Origin of the sequence: Kitasatospora sp. NPDC088548 (assembly GCF_044753005.1) — a bacterium.
Lineage (GTDB): Bacteria > Actinomycetota > Actinomycetes > Streptomycetales > Streptomycetaceae > Kitasatospora.
Genome location: NZ_JBIVMI010000044.1, coordinates 1 through 17,845, shown reverse-complemented (window position 1 = coordinate 17,845; position 17,845 = coordinate 1). Strand labels below are relative to the sequence as shown.

Genomic DNA, 17,845 nt, shown 5'->3' with positions numbered 1-17,845 from the left:
GGTGTGCGGTGGTGTGTGGTGCGATGTCGCTCGGTGGGGTGGGACTGGGGCGCGCGGGCGCGGGCACGGCTTCAGGACGCGGGCTGCAGCCGCGCCAGCGCGAGGGCGCCGTGCAGCGAGGACAGCCCGCCGAGCACGGCCGGCCGGATCGCGGGGGCCGGGCCGCCGGGGCGGGCCAGCGCGGCGGCGTGCGCCTCCACCCGCGCCGTGAAGCCGGGCAGCCCGTCGGCGAACCCGCCGCCCAGCACGGTCAGTTCGGGGTGGAACAGCTCGCCGAGCGAGACGGCCACCGCCGCCAGCGCGGCGCAGGTCTCCTCGACGGCCTCCACCGCCCACGGCGTGCCCTCGGCCAGCCCGGTCCGCAGCTCCGCGTACTCGACCGGCGCGCCGCGCAGCAGTTCCGCGCGCCGCAGGGTCGCCGGACCGGAGGCGGTGGCCTGCAGGCAGCCGCGCCGCCCGCAGTCGCAGACCGGGCCCCGGCGGTCGACGATCAGGTGCCCCGCCTCGCAGGAGCCGCGCCCCGGGCCCGGCAGCGGCGCGCCCTCGTGCACGACACCGCCGCCGACGCCCGTCCCGACACCCAGGTAGACCACGTGCCCGGACCCGGCGTGCACCGCCTCGGCGAGCGCGGCGAGATCACCGTCGTCCGCCCAGGCCAGCGCCGCGGTGGGGAAGAGCCGCCGCAGCGCCGGGACGAGGTCGAAGCCGCGCCAGCCGGGGCGGCCCGGCCAGGCGAGCACCCGGCCGTCCGGGCCGATGGTCGCGGGCACGGCCACCCCGACCGCCGCGAAGTCGCCCTCCCAGCGCTCCCGCAGGTCGGCGACCGTGCCGGCCAGCGCCGTCCAGTCGGCGTAGACGCCGGCCACCCGGGCGCCGGGCCAGCGCAGCACGGCTTCCTCGGTGCGGACCGGCCCGCCGGGCGGGCCGTCCTCGGCGCGCAGCGCCACCTTGGTGCCGCCGATGTCGATGCCGAGCACGCCCCGGGCGGCCGTCGGGGCCTGAGCCGTCGGGGCCTGAGCCGTGGGGCCCTGCGCCGCCGCGGCCCGCGTCGTCGTGGTGTCCCCTGCCGGGGTTCCCGTCGCGAAGCCCATCAGGACGCCGGGACCTTCGCCAGCAGCGCCTGCGCGGCGAGCCGGTAGCCGAGCGCGCCGAGCCCGACGATCACGCCCGAGGCGAGCGGCGCCAGTACCGACTCGTGCCGGAAGGACTCGCGCGCCCAGACGTTGGACAGGTGCACCTCGACGAACGGCCGCGGGTAGGCGGCGAGCGCGTCGCGCAGGCCCCAGCCGGCGATCATCAGCGCGCCCGGGTTCACGATCGCCCCGACGGAGCCGTCCCAGGCGTCCTGCACCGCCTCGATCAGCTGCCCCTCGGACTCGCGCTGGACGGAGACCACCTTCCAGCCCCGGCCGGCCACCTCGGCGGCGACCGCGGCCTCGATGTCGGCCAGGGTGTCGGTGCCGTAGACCTCCGGTTCGCGGCGGCCGAGAATCCCGAGATTGGGGCCATTCAGCAATAGCAGTTCGCTCATATTCCGGTTATAGCAGCGAGTTCCCCGGGCGAACCCCGAAGAGGGCTACCGGACTGCAGGACAAGGGCTTTCTAGGGGGGTGTGTAGGGGAAGTGACGGGCCGCATTTCCTGGGTTAGCGTGCCGTTCCACGGTCCCCCCTACAGGAAAGGCTGCGCGGAATCATGAGTGCCCAAGGACGTCCGGCTCCGGAGTTCCCGGTCTGGCCGCAGTACGACGATGCCGAGCGCGAAGGACTGCTCAGGGCCCTGGAGCAGGGCCAGTGGTGGCGGATGGGCGGCAAGGAGGTCGAGACCTTCGAGCAGGAGTTCGCCGACTACCACGGCGCCGCCAAGGCGCTCGCCGTCACCAACGGTACCCACGCGCTGGAGATCGCCCTCCAGTTGCTCGGTGTCGGCCCGGGCACCGAGGTCATCGTGCCCGCGTTCACGTTCATCTCCTCCTCCCAGGCCGCCCAGCGGCTCGGCGCCACCGCGGTGCCGGTCGACATCGACCTCGACACCTACAACCTGAGCCCCGAGGCGGCCGCCGCCGCGATAACCCCGCGGACCCGCGCGATCATGCCTGTCCACATCGCCGGCCAGATCGCCGACCTGGACGCCCTCGACAAGCTCGCCGCCGACTCGGGCGTCTCGATCGTGCAGGACGCCGCGCACGCCCACGGCGCCCGCTGGCGCGGCCGCCGGGTCGGCGAGCTGGGCTCGATCGCCGCGTTCAGCTTCCAGAACGGCAAGCTGATGACGGCCGGCGAGGGCGGCGCCGTCACCTTCCCGGAGACCGCCCAGTACGACGAGGCGTTCCTGCGGCACAGCTGCGGTCGCCCGCCGACGGACCGGAAGTACTACCACCAGACCTCCGGCTCCAACTTCCGGCTCAACGAGTTCTCCGCGAGCGTGCTGCGCGCCCAGCTCGCCCGCCTGGACAGCCAGATCAGCGTCCGTGAGGAGCGCGCCAAGCTGCTCAAGAGCCTGCTGACGGAGATCCCCGGCGTGGTGCCGCAGGGCCACGACGAGCGAGCCGACCGCGTCCCGCACTACATGGCGATGTTCCGGGTGCCCGGCCTCGGCGAGGACAGGCGCAACGCCCTGGTCGACGACCTGATCGCGCGCGGCCTGCCCGCCTTCGTGGTCTTCCGCGCCATCTACCGCTCGGACGGCTTCTGGGAGTCGGCCGCGCCCGACACCACCGTCGACGAGCTGGCCAAGGCCTGCCCCAACAGCGAGGCGCTCACCGCCGACGGCATCTGGCTGCACCACCGCACCCTCCTCGCGAGCGAGCGGGCGATCGAGGACACCGCCCAGATCATCGCCGACGCCCTGGCCGCGGTGTGAACGCGCGGGTGAGCACCGCCGGACGGGGGCCGGCCGCCCCGGTACGGGTGGCCGTCGTCGGCCTCGGCTGGGCGGGCCGCACCATCTGGCTGCCCCGCCTGACGGCCCACCCGGCCTACCGGGTCACCGCCGTCGTCGAGCCCGGCCCCGGCGGCGCGGAGCACGTGCCGTCCGGCGCCGCGCTCCTCGCCGACGCCGACCTGCTCGGCCCCGATGTCGACCTCGCGGTCGTCGCGGTGCCCAACCACCTGCACACCCCCGTAGCCGAGCGCCTGCTCACCCGCGGCATCCCGGTGTTCCTGGAGAAGCCGGTCTGCCTCAGCGCCGCCGAGGCGGACCGGCTGGCCGCCGCCGAACGCGCCGGCGGGACCGTCCTGCTGGCGGGCAGCGCCGCCCGCTACCGGCCGGACGTCGCCGCCCTCACCGAACTGGCGGCGGACCTCGGCCCGATCCGCCACGTCGACCTCGCCTGGGTCCGCGCCAGCGGTGTCCCCGACGCCGGCGGGTGGTTCACCAGCCGGCGGCTCTCCGGCGGCGGCGCCCTGGTCGACCTCGGCTGGCACCTGCTGGACACGGCCCAGGCCGTGCTCGGCGGCGGCGTCCGGTTCCCGTCGGTGCTCGGCTCGCTCTCCGCCGACTTCGTCAACGACGGCAGGCGCGGCGCCGGCTGGCGCGGCACCGAGGGGCCGGACGGCGCGGGCGACGTCGAGGACACCGCCCGCGGCTTCCTGCTCACCGACACCGGCGTCTCGGTGGCGGTGCGGGCGAGCTGGGCCTCCCACGAACCCGTCGACACCACCCGGATCACCGTGGAGGGCGCCACCGGTTCCGCGACCCTGGAGTGCACCTTCGGCTTCAGCCCGAACCGCCGGGTCCCGCGCCTCACCCGGACCCGCGACGGCGTCACCACCGAGGTCCCGCTGCCCGGGGAGAGCGTCGGCACCGAGTACGTGCGCCAGCTCGACGAGCTGCCCGCCCTGCTCGCCGACCCGGCCTCGCGCGGCGCGGCCGTGAACCGCGCCCACCACACCATCTCGGTCATCGAGCGGCTCTACGCGGCGGCCCGCGCCCCGCGGCCGCGGCTCGCCGACGAGGCCGCGGCCCTCGCCGTCTGACCGTCGTCGGCGTCCGACCGCCGTCCCCGCCGTTCCCCGCCGAGCCGCGGCTCCACCCGAGCAGCCCCGTGTCCCGGCCCCGGAGGCCGTGCCCATCTCGTCGGCCCCGGGGCGTCAGGCCCGGTCACCCGTCCGGGCAGCCCCTCGTCCCATGGAGATCCCATGCCGATCGACCAGCCCGCAGCCACCGCCCCGACCACCAGGCCCGACGGCCACGCGCTCGCCTCCTCCTCCCCGCTGCGCGCCGTGGTCTTCGACCTCGACGGCGTCATCGTCGACAGCTTCGACGTGATGCGCCGGGCGTTCCTCACCGCCTACGAGGAGGTGGTCGGCGACGGCAACCCGCCGTTCGAGGAGTACTGCCGCCACCTGGGCCGCTACTTCCCGGACATCATGCGGATCATGGGGCTGCCGCTCGCCCTGGAGGAGCCCTTCGTCCGGGAGAGCTACCGGCTCGCCCCCCAGGTCACCGTGCACGCCGGGGTGCGGGAACTGCTCATCGACCTCAACCGGCGCGGCATCCGGCTGGCCGTGGCCACCGGCAAGAGCGGCCCCCGGGCCCGCTCGCTGCTCGACCAGCTCGGCCTGCTGCACCACTTCGACCACGTGCTCGGCTCCGACGAGGTCCCCCGGGCCAAGCCCGCGCCCGACATCGTGCTGCGCGCCCTGGAACTGCTCGACGTGCCGGCCGAACGGACCGTCATGGTCGGCGACGCCGTCACCGACCTGGCGAGCGCCCGGGGCGCCGGGGTCGGCGCGATCGCCGTGCTGTGGGGCGAGACCGACGAGGCGGCGCTGCTCGCCGAACGGCCCGACGCGGTGCTGCGCCGGCCCGACGACCTGCTCGCCCTGTTGCCCGAACCCGTCCCGGCCCGCTGACCGGCCGCGAGCCCGGACCACCCGGCCGCCCCACCGGCCGGGCCGGTCCGCCCTCCCCTCCCCGCCTCGCCCCGCCGCGCCCCGCCCCGCCCCGCCCCGCCGCGCCCGGCGGGGCGGGGCCGTTCCCGCCCACCGTGAATAGGGCCCGTATAGGGGGTCGGATAGGGGCGGCCCGGAGCCCCCGCCGCACGAGACTGTGACCGGCGGGAATTCGCGCACGGCCGCCCCGGAAAGGCCGCCCGGCAATGCGCCGGCCCCGTACCGCGAAAATCCGGCCCGGAAATGGAATCCCATTCCGCCGCCGCCCACCCCTGGTGCCAGGCGGAAATCTAATGCCCCCCGCCCGAGGCCCGAACCGAGTCGACCCGAACCGAACCGACCCAAGGAAGTGACGGCATGTTGCGCACCGAGCTGATCCGGCCGCTGCCCGAACTGCTGGCCGAGCACGCCCGCGACAGCTCGGACAAGACCGCGTTCCGCGACGCCGTCCGCGGCGTGACCTACGCCGAGCTCCACGCCCGCACCGGCCGGATCGCCGGCCACCTCGCCGACCTGCGCCTCCAGCCCGGCGACCGGGCCGCGATCCTGCTCGGCAACAGCGTCGAGGTGGTGGAGGCCTACTTCGGCATCCTGCGCGCCGGCGCCATCGGCGTCCCGCTCAACCCGCACGCCACCGAGGCCGAACTCACCCACCTGCTGGACGACAGCGGCGCCCGCGTCGTCATCACCGACGCCGCCCGCGCCGCCGGCCTGGACGCCCTCGCCCGCGGCCGGGCCGACCTGCGGGTGATCGTCACCGGCGAGGGCCCCGTCCCGGCCGGCACCCTCTCCTTCGAGACCCTGGCCGGCACCGACCCCGCCACCCCCGCGCGCGACGACCTCGGCCTCGACGACCCCGCCTGGATGCTCTACACCTCCGGCACCACCGGCCGGCCCAAGGGCGTGCTGTCCACCCAGCGCAACTGCCTCTGGTCGGTCGCCGCCTGCTACGTGCCGGTGCCCGGCCTGAGCGCCGTGGACCGGGTGGTCTGGCCGCTGCCGCTGTTCCACAGCCTCTCCCACATCGCCTGCGTGCTGAGCGTCACCGCCGTCGGCGCCACCGCCCGCATCCTCGACGGCTTCGCCGCGCGGGACGTCCTGGAGGCCGTCCGCGAGGAGTCCGCGACCTTCCTGGCCGGCGTGCCCACCATGTACCAGCAGCTGGTGCGCGCCGCCCGAGAGGACGGCTTCACCGCGCCGGCCCTGCGGATGTGCCTGGTCGGCGGCGCCATGACCACCGCCACGCTGCGGCGCTCCTTCGAGGAGGCGTTCGGCGCGCCGCTCATCGACGCCTACGGCTCCACCGAGACCTGCGGCTCGATCACCGTCAACTGGCCCACCGGCGCCCGCGTCGAGGGCTCCTGCGGCCTGCCCGTCCCCGGCCTGGGTGTGCGCCTGGTCGACGTCGAGACCGGCCTGGACGTCGCCGACGGCGAGGAGGGCGAGGTCTGGGTGCGCGGCCCGAGCGTGATGCTCGGCTACCACAACCAGCCCGAGGCCACCGAGCAGGCGCTGCGCGGCGGCTGGTACCACACCGGCGACCTCGCCCGGCGCGACGGCTCCGGCTACTTCACCATCACCGGCCGGATCAAGGAACTCATCATCCGCGGCGGCGAGAACATCCACCCGGCCGAGGTCGAGGAGGTGCTGCGCGGAGTGCCCGGCGTCGCGGACGTCGCCGTCGTCGGCAAGCCCCACGAGGTGCTCGGCGAGGTGCCGGTGGCCTTCCTGGTGCCCGGCCCCGGCGGCCTCGACCCGGAGGCCCTGCTGGCCGCCTGCCGGGAACGGCTCTCCTACTTCAAGGTCCCCGAGGAGCTGTACGAGACGGAGCGCATCCCGCGCACCGCCTCCGGCAAGATCACCCGGCACGTGCTGCTCGACGCGCCCGCCCGGCTGCGGGCCGCCGGCGGCAGCCACTACGAGCACCTGTTCCGCGTCGACTGGCTGCCGCTCTCCTCCGTCCCCGGCGCCCGCCCCGCCGCCGGCACCTGGGCGGTGCTCGGCGCGGACGCCTTCGGCCTCGCCGACGCCCTCGGCGCCGCCGCCCACCCCGACCCGGCCGCGCTGGCCGCGGCCGGCCCGCTGCCCGATGTCGCCGTGCTCGGCGTCGGCGCCGGCCTGCGCACCCCCGGACCGCTCGCCGCCGATGTCGAGGACGCCGTGCGCGCCCTCGACGGGCAGCTCACCGCCTGGCTCGCCGAGGAACGGCTCGCCGACACCGCGCTGGTCGTCGTCACCCGGGGCGCCGCCGGACCCGGCGGCGCCACTGACCTCGTCCAGGCCGCGCTGCGCGGCGTGGTCCGCGCCGCCCGGGTGGCGAACCCCGGCCGGTTCCTGCTGGTCGACCTCGACGCGGAGGAGAACGCCGCCGACGCCCTGGCCACCGCCGTCGCCTCCGGCGAACCCGAACTCGTCGTCCGCTCCGGCGTGGCGCTGCGCCCGCGCGCCGCCCGGGTGTCCGCCGCGCTCGCCCACGGCGAGCCCGGCGCCCGCTTCGACCCGCGCCGCGCCGTCCTGGTCACCGGCGCCGACGGGCCGGCCGCCGCCGCCGTCGCCCACCACCTGGTGGCCGGCCGCGGCGTGCGCCGGATCCTGCTCACCAGCCCCCACGGCCCCGCCGACCGGGCCGCCGCCGAACTCGCCGAACGGCTCACCGCCGCCGGCGCCGAGACCACCCTCAGCGCCCTCGACCTCGCCGACCGCGACGCCCTCGCCGACTGGCTGGCCGGCCCGGGCACGCGCTTCAACGCCGTCGTCCACACCCCCGGCGCGGCCTTTCCCGGCCTCGGCGCCGCCCTCGCCGCCGCCGTCAACCTGCACGAACTGACCGCCGGCACCGAGCTGTCCGCCTTCGTCGTGCACACCCCCACCGTCGGACCGCTCGGCCTCCCCGGCGCCCCCGGGGAGGCCGCCGCCGCGGCGTTCCTCGACGCCCTCGCCCACTACCGCAGCCGCCACGGCCTGCCCGGCCTCGCCCTCATCACCGGCCCTGCCGACGGGGACGGACGCCCCGTTCCGCCCGGCCTCGGCCGGCTCACCGCCCAGGAGAGCGCCGCCGCGTTCGACGCCGCCCACCTGGCCGACCACACCTCCCTGCTGCTGCTCCGGCTCGACCCCGAAGGGCTGGACGCCCTCGCCCCGCGGGACGTCCCGGCCCTGCTGCGCGACCTCATCGACACCCCGGCCGGCCCGAGCGCCCCGGACACCGCGACCGCCGCCGCGCTGCGCCGCCGCCTGGCTGGCCGCCCGGCCGCCGACCGGCAGCGCGAACTGCTCGACCTCGTCCTCGCGGAGACCGCCGGGCTGGCCGGCGACGGCCCCGACCCGATCCGCCCCGACGGCCCGTTCAAGGACCTCGGCTTCACCTCCGCCACGGCCGTCGAACTGCGCGGCCGCCTCACCGCGGCCACCGGCCTGCGGCTGCCCGCCACCCTCGCCTTCGACCACCCCAACCCGACCGCCGTCGCGGCCTTCCTGGTGAACACGCTGACCGGCCGTCCGGCCACCGCCGCCCGGCCCGCGCCCGTACCGCGCACCGTGCCGCCCGCCGAGGACCCCGTCGTCATCGTCGGCGCCGCCTGCCGCCTGCCCGGCGGCGTCGCCTCCCCGGCCGACCTGTGGCGGCTGGTCGCCGAGGGCACCGACGCGATCACCCCCTTCCCCGCCGACCGCGGCTGGGACCTCGACGCCCTCTACGACCCGGACCCGGCCGTCCCCGGCACCTCCTACGCCCGTCATGGCGGATTCCTGCACGACGCGGGCGAGTTCGACGCCGCCTTCTTCGGGATCTCGCCGCGCGAGGCGCTGGCGACGGACCCGCAGCAGCGGCTGCTGCTGGAGACCTCCTGGGAACTGCTGGAGCGCGCGGGCATCGACCCGACCTCGCTCAAGGGGCAGCCGGTCGGCGTCTACGCGGGCCTGATGTACCACGACTACGCCACCGACCTCGCCGAGGTCCCGGACGGCCTGGAGGGCTACCTCGGCACCGGCAACGCCGGCTCGGTCGCCTCCGGCCGCATCTCCTACATTTTCGGCCTCGAAGGCCCTTCGGTGACGGTGGACACCGCCTGCTCCTCCTCCCTGGTGGCCCTGCACCTGGCCGCCCAGGCGCTGCGCGAGGGCGAGTGCACGCTCGCCCTGGCCGGCGGCGCCGCGATCATGGCCCGGCCCACCTCCTTCGTCGAGTTCTCCCGCCAGCGCGCGCTCTCCGCCGACGGCCGGGCCCGCGCCTACGCGGACGGCGCCGACGGCACCGCCTGGGCCGAGGGCGTGGGTCTGGTGCTGCTGGAGCGGTTGTCGGACGCCCGGCGCCTGGGGCACGAGGTGCTGGCCGTGGTCCGGGGTTCGGCCGTCAACCAGGACGGTGCGTCCAACGGTCTGACCGCCCCGAACGGCCCTTCGCAGGAGCGGGTGATCCTCGCCGCCCTCGCCAACGCCGGGCTGACGGCGGCGGACGTCGACGCCGTCGAGGGCCACGGGACGGGGACCTCGCTGGGCGACCCGATCGAGGCGCAGGCGGTGCTGGCCACCTACGGGCAGGGCCGTCCGGCCGAACAGCCGCTCTGGCTGGGGTCGTTGAAGTCCAACATCGGCCACGCCCAGGCCGCCGCCGGCGTCGCCGGCGTGATCAAGATGGTCGAGGCGCTGCGGCACGGCGTGCTGCCGAAGAGCCTGCACATCGACGCGCCCAGCACCAAGGTGGACTGGGAGTCCGGCGCGGTCGCCCTGCTCACCGAGGAACGGGCCTGGCCCGAGGTCGACCGGCCGCGCCGGGCCGCCGTCTCCTCGTTCGGCGTCAGCGGCACCAACGCCCACGTCGTCCTGGAGCAGGCTCCCGCCCAGGAGCCGGCGAACCGAGCGGTGCCCGCCGGACTCGACGGCGAACTCGACGCCGGCTCCGGTACCCCGGTGCCCTGGCTGCTCTCCGCCCGTTCCCCCGAGGCCCTGCGCGAACAGGCCGAACGGCTTGCCGAGTTCACCGAGGCCAGGCCCGTCGCCGAGGCGCCGGCCGTCGCCCGCGCGCTCGCCGGCTCCCGGGCCGCGCTGGAACGGCGGGCCGTCGTGGTCGCCGCCGACCGGGCGCGGGCGCTGAGCGGGCTGAGGGCCCTGGCCGAGGGAGGGGCCGTGGCCGGGCTGGTGTCCGGTCGGGCGGAGGTGAGTGGTCGGTCGGTGTTCGTTTTCCCGGGTCAGGGTTCCCAGTGGGTGGGGATGGGGCGTCGGTTGCTCGCTGAGTCCGTGGTCTTCGCGGAGGCTCTCGGTGAGATCGATGAGGCTTTGAAGTCTTATGTCGACTGGTCGTTGCTCGATGTGGTGAACCAGGTGCCGGGTGCGGCCTCGCTGGAGCGGGTGGACGTGGTGCAGCCGGTGTCGTTCGCGGTGAACGTCGGCCTGGCGCGGCTGTGGGCGTCGCTGGGTGTTGTTCCGGATGCGGTGGTGGGTCACTCGCAGGGGGAGATCGCGGCGGCGCATGTCGCGGGCATCCTCTCGCTGGAGGACGCGGCGGCGGTGGTGGCGTTGCGGTCGCAGGCCATCGCGCGGGGTCTGGCGGGTCGGGGCGGGATGGTGTCGATCGGGCTGCCGCTCGCCGAGGTGACCGGCACGCTGCCGGACGGCGTGGAGGTCGCCGCTGTCAACGGTCCGTCCTCGGTCGTCGTCGCCGGTGACCCGGCGGGTCTGGACACGCTCGTCGTCTCGTACGAGGAGCAGGGTGTGCGCGTGCGGCGGATCCCGGTGGACTACGCCTCGCACACCTCGCACGTGGAGTCGATCGAGGCCGAACTCGCCGAGCTGCTGGGTTCGGTGAAGCCGCGGCCGGCTGTCGTCCCGTTCCTGTCGACGGTCGAGAGCCGCTGGCTGGAGGGTCCGGAGCTGGACGCGGGGTACTGGTACCGCAACCTGCGGCAGACCGTCCGCTTCGCCGAGGCCGTCGAGACCCTGGCGGGCGAGGGTTTCCGGGCGTTCGTCGAGGTCAGCGCGCATCCCGTGCTCGCGCACGCCGTCGTCGAGGCCCTGGCGGAGGCCGTCCAGGCGCCGACCGTCGTCACCGGGACCCTGCGTCGTGAGGACGGCGGCTGGGACCGCGTCCTGCTCGCCGCCGCCGAACTCCACGTGCACGGCTTGCCCGTGGACTGGTCCACGGCCTACGCCGAGGCCGGCACCGTCCGCCCCTCCGAACTGCCCACCTACCCCTTCCAGCACCAGCGCTACTGGCTCCGGCCGGGCCGCGCCGCCGGCGACCTCGCCGCCGTCGGCCTGGACAAGGCCGGTCACCCGCTGCTGGAGGCCGAACTGCTGCTCGGCACCGAGGAAGGCGCAGTCTTCACCGGCCGGATCACCGAACGCACCCTGCCCTGGCTGGCCGACCACCGGATCGGCGGCGCGACGCTGCTGCCCGGCACCGCGCTGCTCGACGCCCTCGCCCACGTCGGCCACCGGCTCGGCGTGCCCACGGTCGAGGAACTGACCGTCTCCGCCCCGCTCGTCGTCCCGGACGGCGGCGGCCTCGACCTCCAGGTCCACGTCGGCGAGGCCGAGGACGGCCGCCGCGCCGTCCGGCTGCTCACCCGCACCGGCCCCGGCCTGCCGTGGCACGCCAACGCCACCGGAACGCTCGCCCCTGAGGGCCCGGAGCCCGCCACCGCCGACGAACTGACGGTCTGGCCGCCCGCCGGAGCCCGCCCGCTCGACATCGACGGCCTCTACGACCGGCTCACCGTCGCCTACGGCCCCGCGTTCCACGCCGTCGAGGCCGCCTGGCTCGCCGACGGCCGCCTCTACGCCCAGCTCCGCCTCCCCGACACCACCTCGGACGCCGCCGCCTACGGCCTGCACCCCGCCCTGCTGGACGCCGCCCTCCACCCGCTCGGCGAGGCCGGCTTCTTCCCCGGCGCCGACGTGCCCAGGCTCGCCTTCTCCTGGGCCGGCGTGCGCCTGCACGCCACCGGCGCCGAGGCGCTGCGCGTGGTCGTCACCTCCGCCGGCCCCGACACCCTCACCATCCGGGCCGCCGACGACACCGGCGCCCCCGTCGTGGACGTCGAGGCCCTCACCGTGCGGCCGGTGGACCCGCGCGGCCTCACCGCCGGTCCGGCGGACGACGCGGCCCTGTTCGAGGTCGACTGGGTCCCCGCACCCGAGGCCGCCGACGCGCCCGCCGACTGGACCCTCCACAGCGACCTGCCCGAGGACGGAGCCCTGCCGCCCCTCGTGGTCCTGCCCGCCGGCGGCGGCGCGCCCTCCGACACCGTGCCCGAGCGCGCCCACGCCGTCGGCCACGACGTCCTGCGGGCGCTCCAGGCCTGGCTGGCCGACGACCGGACGGCCGACTCCCGGCTCGTCGTCGTCACCCGGCGCGGCGAACTCGTCCAGGAACCCGTCCGGGGCCTGGTGCGCACCGCCCAGTCGGAGAACCCCGGCCGCTTCGTCCTCGTCGAGGCCGACGACCCGGCCGACGCCGCCCGGGCGGTGGCCGCCGCACCGGGCGACGAACCGCAGCTGGCGCTGCGAGACGGGCGACGGCTGGTCGCCCGCCTGCGCCGCCCGGCCGCCCGGCCCGCCCCCGCAGAGGGCGCGCCGTCCCCGCTGGCCGGTGGCACCGTCCTGGTCACCGGCGCCAACGGCGGCCTGGGCCGCCTGGTGGCCCGTCACCTCGCGGCGGTCCACCGCGTCGCGGAACTCGTGCTCCTCTCCCGCTCCGCCGTGCCCGCCGACCTGCTCGAAGAACTCGCCGCGCACGGCACCCTGGTCCGCGCCGAGGCCGTCGACACCGCCGACCGCACCGCGCTGGCCGCCGTCGTCGACACCCTCGCCGACCGCCTGACCGGCGTCGTCCACGTCGCCGGGATCGTCGACGACGGCGTCGTCGAAGCCCTGGACGCCGCCAAGTGGCACAGCGTGCTGCGCCCGAAGGTCGACGCCGCCTGGCACCTGCACGAGCTCACCGCCGGCCTCGACCTGGCCGCGTTCGCGCTCTACTCCTCCGCCTCCGGCGTCCTCGGCGGCTCCGGCCAGGGCAACTACGCGGCCGGCAACGCCTTCCTCGACGGCCTGGCCGCCCACCGGCGCTCGCTCGGACTGCCCGCCGTGTCGCTCGCCTGGGGCCTGTGGGCCGAGGCCGCCGGCATGGGCGGCCGGCTCAGCGACACCGACCTCGCCCGGATGGCCCGGGTCGGTACCCGCCCCCTCTCCGCCGACCAGGGCCTCGCCCTCCTGGACGCCGCGCTCACCGGCGAGCCCGCGGCCGTGGTGCCGATCAGGCTCGACGTCACCGGCGTCCGGACCGAGGACCTCCCGCCGCTGCTGCGCGACCTGGCACCCGCCGCCCGCGCACCCCGCGCCCTGCGACGGGCCGCCGCCCGCACCGCCGCGGACGGCGCCGGCGCCCTCGCCCGGCGGCTCGCCGGACTCTCCGCCGCCGACCGCGACGAGCTGCTGACCGCCCTCGTCCGGGACACCGCCGCCGCCGTCCTCGGCCACGGCTCGGCCGCGGCGCTGGACGTCGACAAGGCGTTCAAGGAACTCGGCATCGACTCGCTCACCGCCGTCGAACTCCGCAACGCCCTCGGCACCGCCACCGGTCTGCGTCTGCCCGCCACCCTGGTGTTCAACTACCCGACGCCCAAGGCCCTCGCCGCCCACCTCGCGACCGAACTCGTCGGCGCGGAACCGGCCCCCGCCGCCCCCGCCACCCCCGCGGCACAGGCCGCCGGGACCGAGGACGAGCCGATCGCGATCGTCGCCGTCGGCTGCCGCTTCCCCGGCGGCCTCGACTCCGGCGAGGACCTCTGGCGCTTCGTCGCCGCCGGCAGCGACGCCGTCACCGGCCTGCCCACCGACCGGGGCTGGGACCTCGACGGCAGCTACGACCCCGACCCCGACGCCCCCGGCCGCACCTACGTGCGCGGCGGCGGATTCCTGCCCGGCATCGCCGACTTCGACGCCGCCTTCTTCGGCATCAACCCGCGCGAGGCCCTGGCGATGGACCCGCAGCAGCGCCTGCTGCTCGAAGTCGCCTGGGAGACCCTGGAGCGCGCCGGACTCGACCCCACCGCCCTGCGCGCCACCCCGACCGGCGTCTTCATCGGTACCCACGGCCAGGACTACGGCACCCAGGGCACCGGCGGCGCCGCCGACGAGGGCTACCTGGTCACCGGCAACGCGGGCAGCGTGCTCTCCGGCCGCCTCTCCTACGCCCTCGGCCTGGAGGGACCCGCGATCACCGTCGACACCGCCTGCTCCTCCTCCCTGGTCGCCCTGCACCTCGCAGCCCAGGCGCTCCGCGCCGGGGAGTGCACGCTGGCCCTGGCCGGCGGCGCCTCGGTGATGTCCACGCTCGAAGGCCTGGTCGGCTTCTCCCGGCAGCGCGGCCTCGCCGCCGACGGCCGGAGCAAGGCCTTCGCCGACGCCGCCGACGGGTTCGGGATGTCCGAGGGCGTGGGCCTGCTGCTGCTGGAACGGCTCTCCGACGCCCGGCGTCTCGGGCACGAGGTGCTGGCGGTCGTCCGGGGTTCGGCCGTCAACCAGGACGGTGCGTCCAACGGTCTGACCGCCCCGAACGGTCCCTCGCAGGAGCGGGTGATCCGGGCCGCGCTCGCCAACGCCCGCCTGACGGCCGCCGACGTCGACGCCGTCGAGGCGCACGGCACCGGCACCCCGCTCGGCGACCCGATCGAGGCACACGCCCTGCTCGCCACCTACGGCAAGGACCGCCCGGCCGAACAGCCGCTCTGGCTCGGGTCGGTGAAGTCCAACATCGGCCACACCCAGGCCGCCGCCGGTGCGGCGGGCGTGATCAAGATGGTCGAGGCGCTGCGGCACGGCGTGTTGCCGCAGACCCTCCACATCGACGCGCCCTCCTCGCACATCGACTGGTCCTCGGGCGGCATCGCCCTGCTCACCGAGCAGCGGGCCTGGCCGGAGGCCGGCCGCCCGCGCCGGGCCGGCGTCTCGGCGTTCGGTGTGAGCGGGACGAACGCGCACGTGATCCTGGAGCAGGCGGAGCCGGCCGGCGGCGCCGTGTCCGTCGATGGCACCCCCGTCGGTGTCGGCGCCACCCCGACCGGTACCGCCGGTGCCGGCGCCGGGGAGAACGTGGTTCCCTGGGTGGTCTCGGCCGCCTCGGAGGCGGCGCTGCGTCAGCAGGCCGCGCGGCTGGCGGCCTTCGCGGAGGGGCCGTCGGTGCCGGACCTCGCCGCCACCGCCCGGGCGCTCGTCGCCGCGCGCACCCGGTTCACCGAGCGGGCCGTGGCCGTCGGCGCCGACCGGGCCGCGCTCGTCGCTGCCCTGAGGGCCCTGGCCGAGGGAGGGGCCGTGGCCGGGTTGGTGTCCGGTCGGGCGGAGGTGAGCGGTCGGTCGGTGTTCGTTTTCCCGGGTCAGGGTTCCCAGTGGGTGGGGATGGGGCGTCGGTTGCTCGCTGAATCCGTGGTCTTCGCGGAGGCTCTCGGTGAGATCGATGAGGTTTTGAAGTCTTATGTCGACTGGTCGTTGCTCGATGTGGTGAATCAGGTGCCGGGTGCGGCCTCGCTGGAGCGGGTGGACGTGGTGCAGCCGGTGTCGTTCGCGGTGAACGTCGGCCTGGCCCGCCTCTGGGCGTCGCTGGGTGTTGTTCCGGATGCGGTGGTGGGTCACTCGCAGGGGGAGATCGCGGCGGCGCATGTCGCGGGCATCCTCTCGCTGGAGGACGCGGCGGCGGTGGTGGCGTTGCGGTCGCAGGCCATCGCGCGGGGTCTGGCGGGTCGGGGCGGGATGGTGTCGGTCGGGCTGCCGCTCGCCGAGGTGACCGGCACGCTGCCGGACGGCGTGGAGGTCGCCGCTGTCAACGGTCCGTCCTCGGTCGTGGTGGCCGGTGACCCGGCGGGTCTGGACACGCTCGTCGTCTCGTACGAGGAGCAGGGTGTGCGCGTGCGGCGGATCCCCGTCGACTATGCCTCCCACACCTCGCACGTGGAGTCGATCGAGGCCGAACTCGCCGAGCTGCTGGGTTCGGTGAAGCCGCGGCCGGCTGTCGTCCCGTTCCTGTCGACGGTCGAGAGCCGCTGGCTGGAGGGTCCGGAGCTGGACGCGGGGTACTGGTACCGCAACCTGCGGCAGACCGTCCGCTTCACCGAGGCCGTCGAGACCCTGGCGGGCGAGGGTTTCCGGGCGTTCGTCGAGGTCAGCGCGCACCCCGTGCTCGCGCACGCCGTCGTCGAGGTCCTGGAGGAGGCCGTCCAGGCGCCGACCGTCGTCACCGGGACCCTGCGTCGTGAGGACGGCGGCTGGGACCGCGTCCTGCTCGCCGCCGCCGAACTCCACGTCCGCGGCCTGCCCGTGGACTGGTCCACGGCCCACGCCGAGGCCGGCACCGTCCGCCCCTCCGAACTGCCCACCTACCCCTTCCAGCACCAGCGCTTCTGGCTGGAGCCCGTGGCCGCCACCGGTGACGTGACCGCGTTCGGGCTCGCCGCCGCCGGGCACCCGCTGCTCGGCACCTTGGTCGAACTGCCCGACGGGGGAGAGGTGTTCACCGGGCGGCTGTCGATCCGATCGCACCCGTGGCTGGCCGGCCACGCCGTCTCCGGGACGGTCCTGCTGCCCGGTGCGGCCTTCCTCGAACTCGCCCTGCGGGCGGGGGAGCGGACCGGTCTCGGCCGACTCGACGAACTGGTCGTCGAGGCGCCCGGGATCCTGCCCGAGCGCGGTGGCCTCCAGGTCCGTGTCACGGTCGATCCGGCCACCGCCGACGATGACCGCCGGGCCGTCCACGTGCACTCGCGGCCCGAGGACGCGGAGGGCGGCGTGTGGACCCGGCACGCCACCGGCTTCCTGGCGGCCGAGACCGCACCGGAGTTCGGCTACGAGGCGTGGCCGCCGGCCGGCGCGGAGCCGGTCGCCCTGGACGGCTTCTACGAGCGGCTGGCCGAGGCGGGCTACGAGTACGGCGACGCGTTCCGGGGCCTGCGGGCCGCCTGGCGGTCGGGCGAGGAGGTGTTCGCCGAGGTCGCGCTGCCGGAGGAACTGACGGACTCCGCCGGGCGGTTCGGACTGCACCCGGCCCTGCTGGACGCCGCCCTGCAGTCCGCCAACCTGGGCGCGGCGCCGGTGGCAGGACCGGGGGAGGTGCTGCTGCCGTTCGCCTGGAACGACGTGGCCCTGTACGCGTCCGGGGCCACCGCGCTGCGGGTGCACTCCCGCCGGGAGGGCCCGGACAGCGTCTCCTTCGCGCTGACCGACCCGGTCGGCCGGCCCGTCGGTGCCGTCGGGGCGCTGGTCCTGCGGCCGGTGGCGCCCGAGCGGCTGTCCGCCGCCCAGGACACCGCCGCCGAGCACCTGTACCGCGTCGACTGGGCGCCCGCCGACCTGCCGCGGGCGGCGGACCGCCCGTCCGAGGACGACGTGCTCGACCTGACCCGCGTCCCCGAGGGGTTGCCGGCGCCGCAGGCGGCCCGCGCACTCGTCGGCGCCGCGCTCGGCGGGATCCAGGAGCACCTGGCCGGTGACTCCGCCGGCCCGCTCGCGGTCCTGACCGCGAACGGCGCCGGGGACCCGGCGGCCGCCGCCGTCCGGGGTCTGGTCCGCACCGCGCAGCTCGAACACCCGGGCCGGATCGTCCTGGTGGACACCGACGGCTCGGCGGTGCCCGCCTCACTGGTGGCCGACGCGCTCGCGTCCGGCGAACCCCACGTCACCTGGCGCGACGGGACTGCGGTGGTGCCGCGCCTGGCGCGTGCTGAGGTGCCCGCCGGTGCCGGGCTGGTTCTGGATCCGGTGGGGACGGTGCTGGTGACCGGTGGTACGGGGACGCTGGGCGGGCTGGTGGCCCGGCATCTGGTGGAGTCGTACGGGGTGGGGCGGCTGTTGCTGGTGAGTCGTCGCGGCGCGGAGGCGCCGGGTGCGGCGGAGTTGGTGGCCGGGCTTGAGGCGCTCGGTGCGTCGGTGGAGGTGGTGGCTGCCGACGTGTCGGACCGTTCGGTG

6 protein-coding genes are annotated in these 17,845 nt (G+C 76.2%); 4 read left to right on the top strand and 2 right to left on the bottom strand.

Annotation, left to right across the window (positions count from 1 at the left end; translation table 11 throughout):
- Positions 1-71: 71 nt before the first annotated feature.
- Together ACIP82_RS35630 and ACIP82_RS35625 are read right to left on the bottom strand one after the other, a co-directional pair.
- Positions 72-1,091, bottom strand: coding sequence for an ROK family protein (locus ACIP82_RS35630; protein WP_400659613.1), 1,020 nt, complete (start codon positions 1,089-1,091; stop codon positions 72-74).
- Positions 1,091-1,531 (bottom strand): type II 3-dehydroquinate dehydratase, encoded by a 441-nt coding sequence (locus tag ACIP82_RS35625; protein ID WP_030397945.1) that lies wholly within the window; start codon positions 1,529-1,531, stop codon positions 1,091-1,093. The genes ACIP82_RS35630 and ACIP82_RS35625 overlap by 1 nt, the downstream gene beginning before the upstream one ends.
- Before the next feature lie 163 nt (positions 1,532-1,694).
- Between ACIP82_RS35625 and ACIP82_RS35620 the strand changes: the two genes are divergently transcribed.
- The 4 genes from ACIP82_RS35620 to ACIP82_RS35605 all read left to right on the top strand — a co-directional run.
- A complete protein-coding gene (locus ACIP82_RS35620; protein WP_363614919.1) occupies positions 1,695-2,861 on the top strand; it encodes a DegT/DnrJ/EryC1/StrS family aminotransferase in 1,167 nt (388 codons plus the stop codon).
- Positions 2,862-2,869: 8 nt separating this feature from the next.
- Positions 2,870-3,976, top strand: a complete 1,107-nt coding sequence (locus ACIP82_RS35615) for a Gfo/Idh/MocA family protein (RefSeq protein WP_400659609.1) — start codon at positions 2,870-2,872, stop codon at positions 3,974-3,976.
- A gap of 162 nt (positions 3,977-4,138) precedes the next feature.
- Positions 4,139-4,855 carry an HAD-IA family hydrolase gene (locus ACIP82_RS35610; protein ID WP_400659606.1) on the top strand — a complete coding sequence of 239 codons (717 nt, stop codon included), beginning with the start codon at positions 4,139-4,141 and terminating at the stop codon, positions 4,853-4,855.
- Between the two features lie 396 nt (positions 4,856-5,251).
- Positions 5,252-17,845 (top strand): SDR family NAD(P)-dependent oxidoreductase (locus ACIP82_RS35605; protein ID WP_400659603.1); only part of this gene is annotated, 12,594 nt, incomplete at its 3' end.

Coding starts and splice junctions, on each gene's coding strand:
- ACIP82_RS35630 (WP_400659613.1), bottom strand. CDS start 1,091: ATGGGCTTCGCGACGGGAACCCCGGCAGGGGACACCACGACGACGCGG.
- ACIP82_RS35625 (WP_030397945.1), bottom strand. CDS start 1,531: ATGAGCGAACTGCTATTGCTGAATGGCCCCAATCTCGGGATTCTCGGC.
- ACIP82_RS35620 (WP_363614919.1), top strand. CDS start 1,695: ATGAGTGCCCAAGGACGTCCGGCTCCGGAGTTCCCGGTCTGGCCGCAG.
- ACIP82_RS35610 (WP_400659606.1), top strand. CDS start 4,139: ATGCCGATCGACCAGCCCGCAGCCACCGCCCCGACCACCAGGCCCGAC.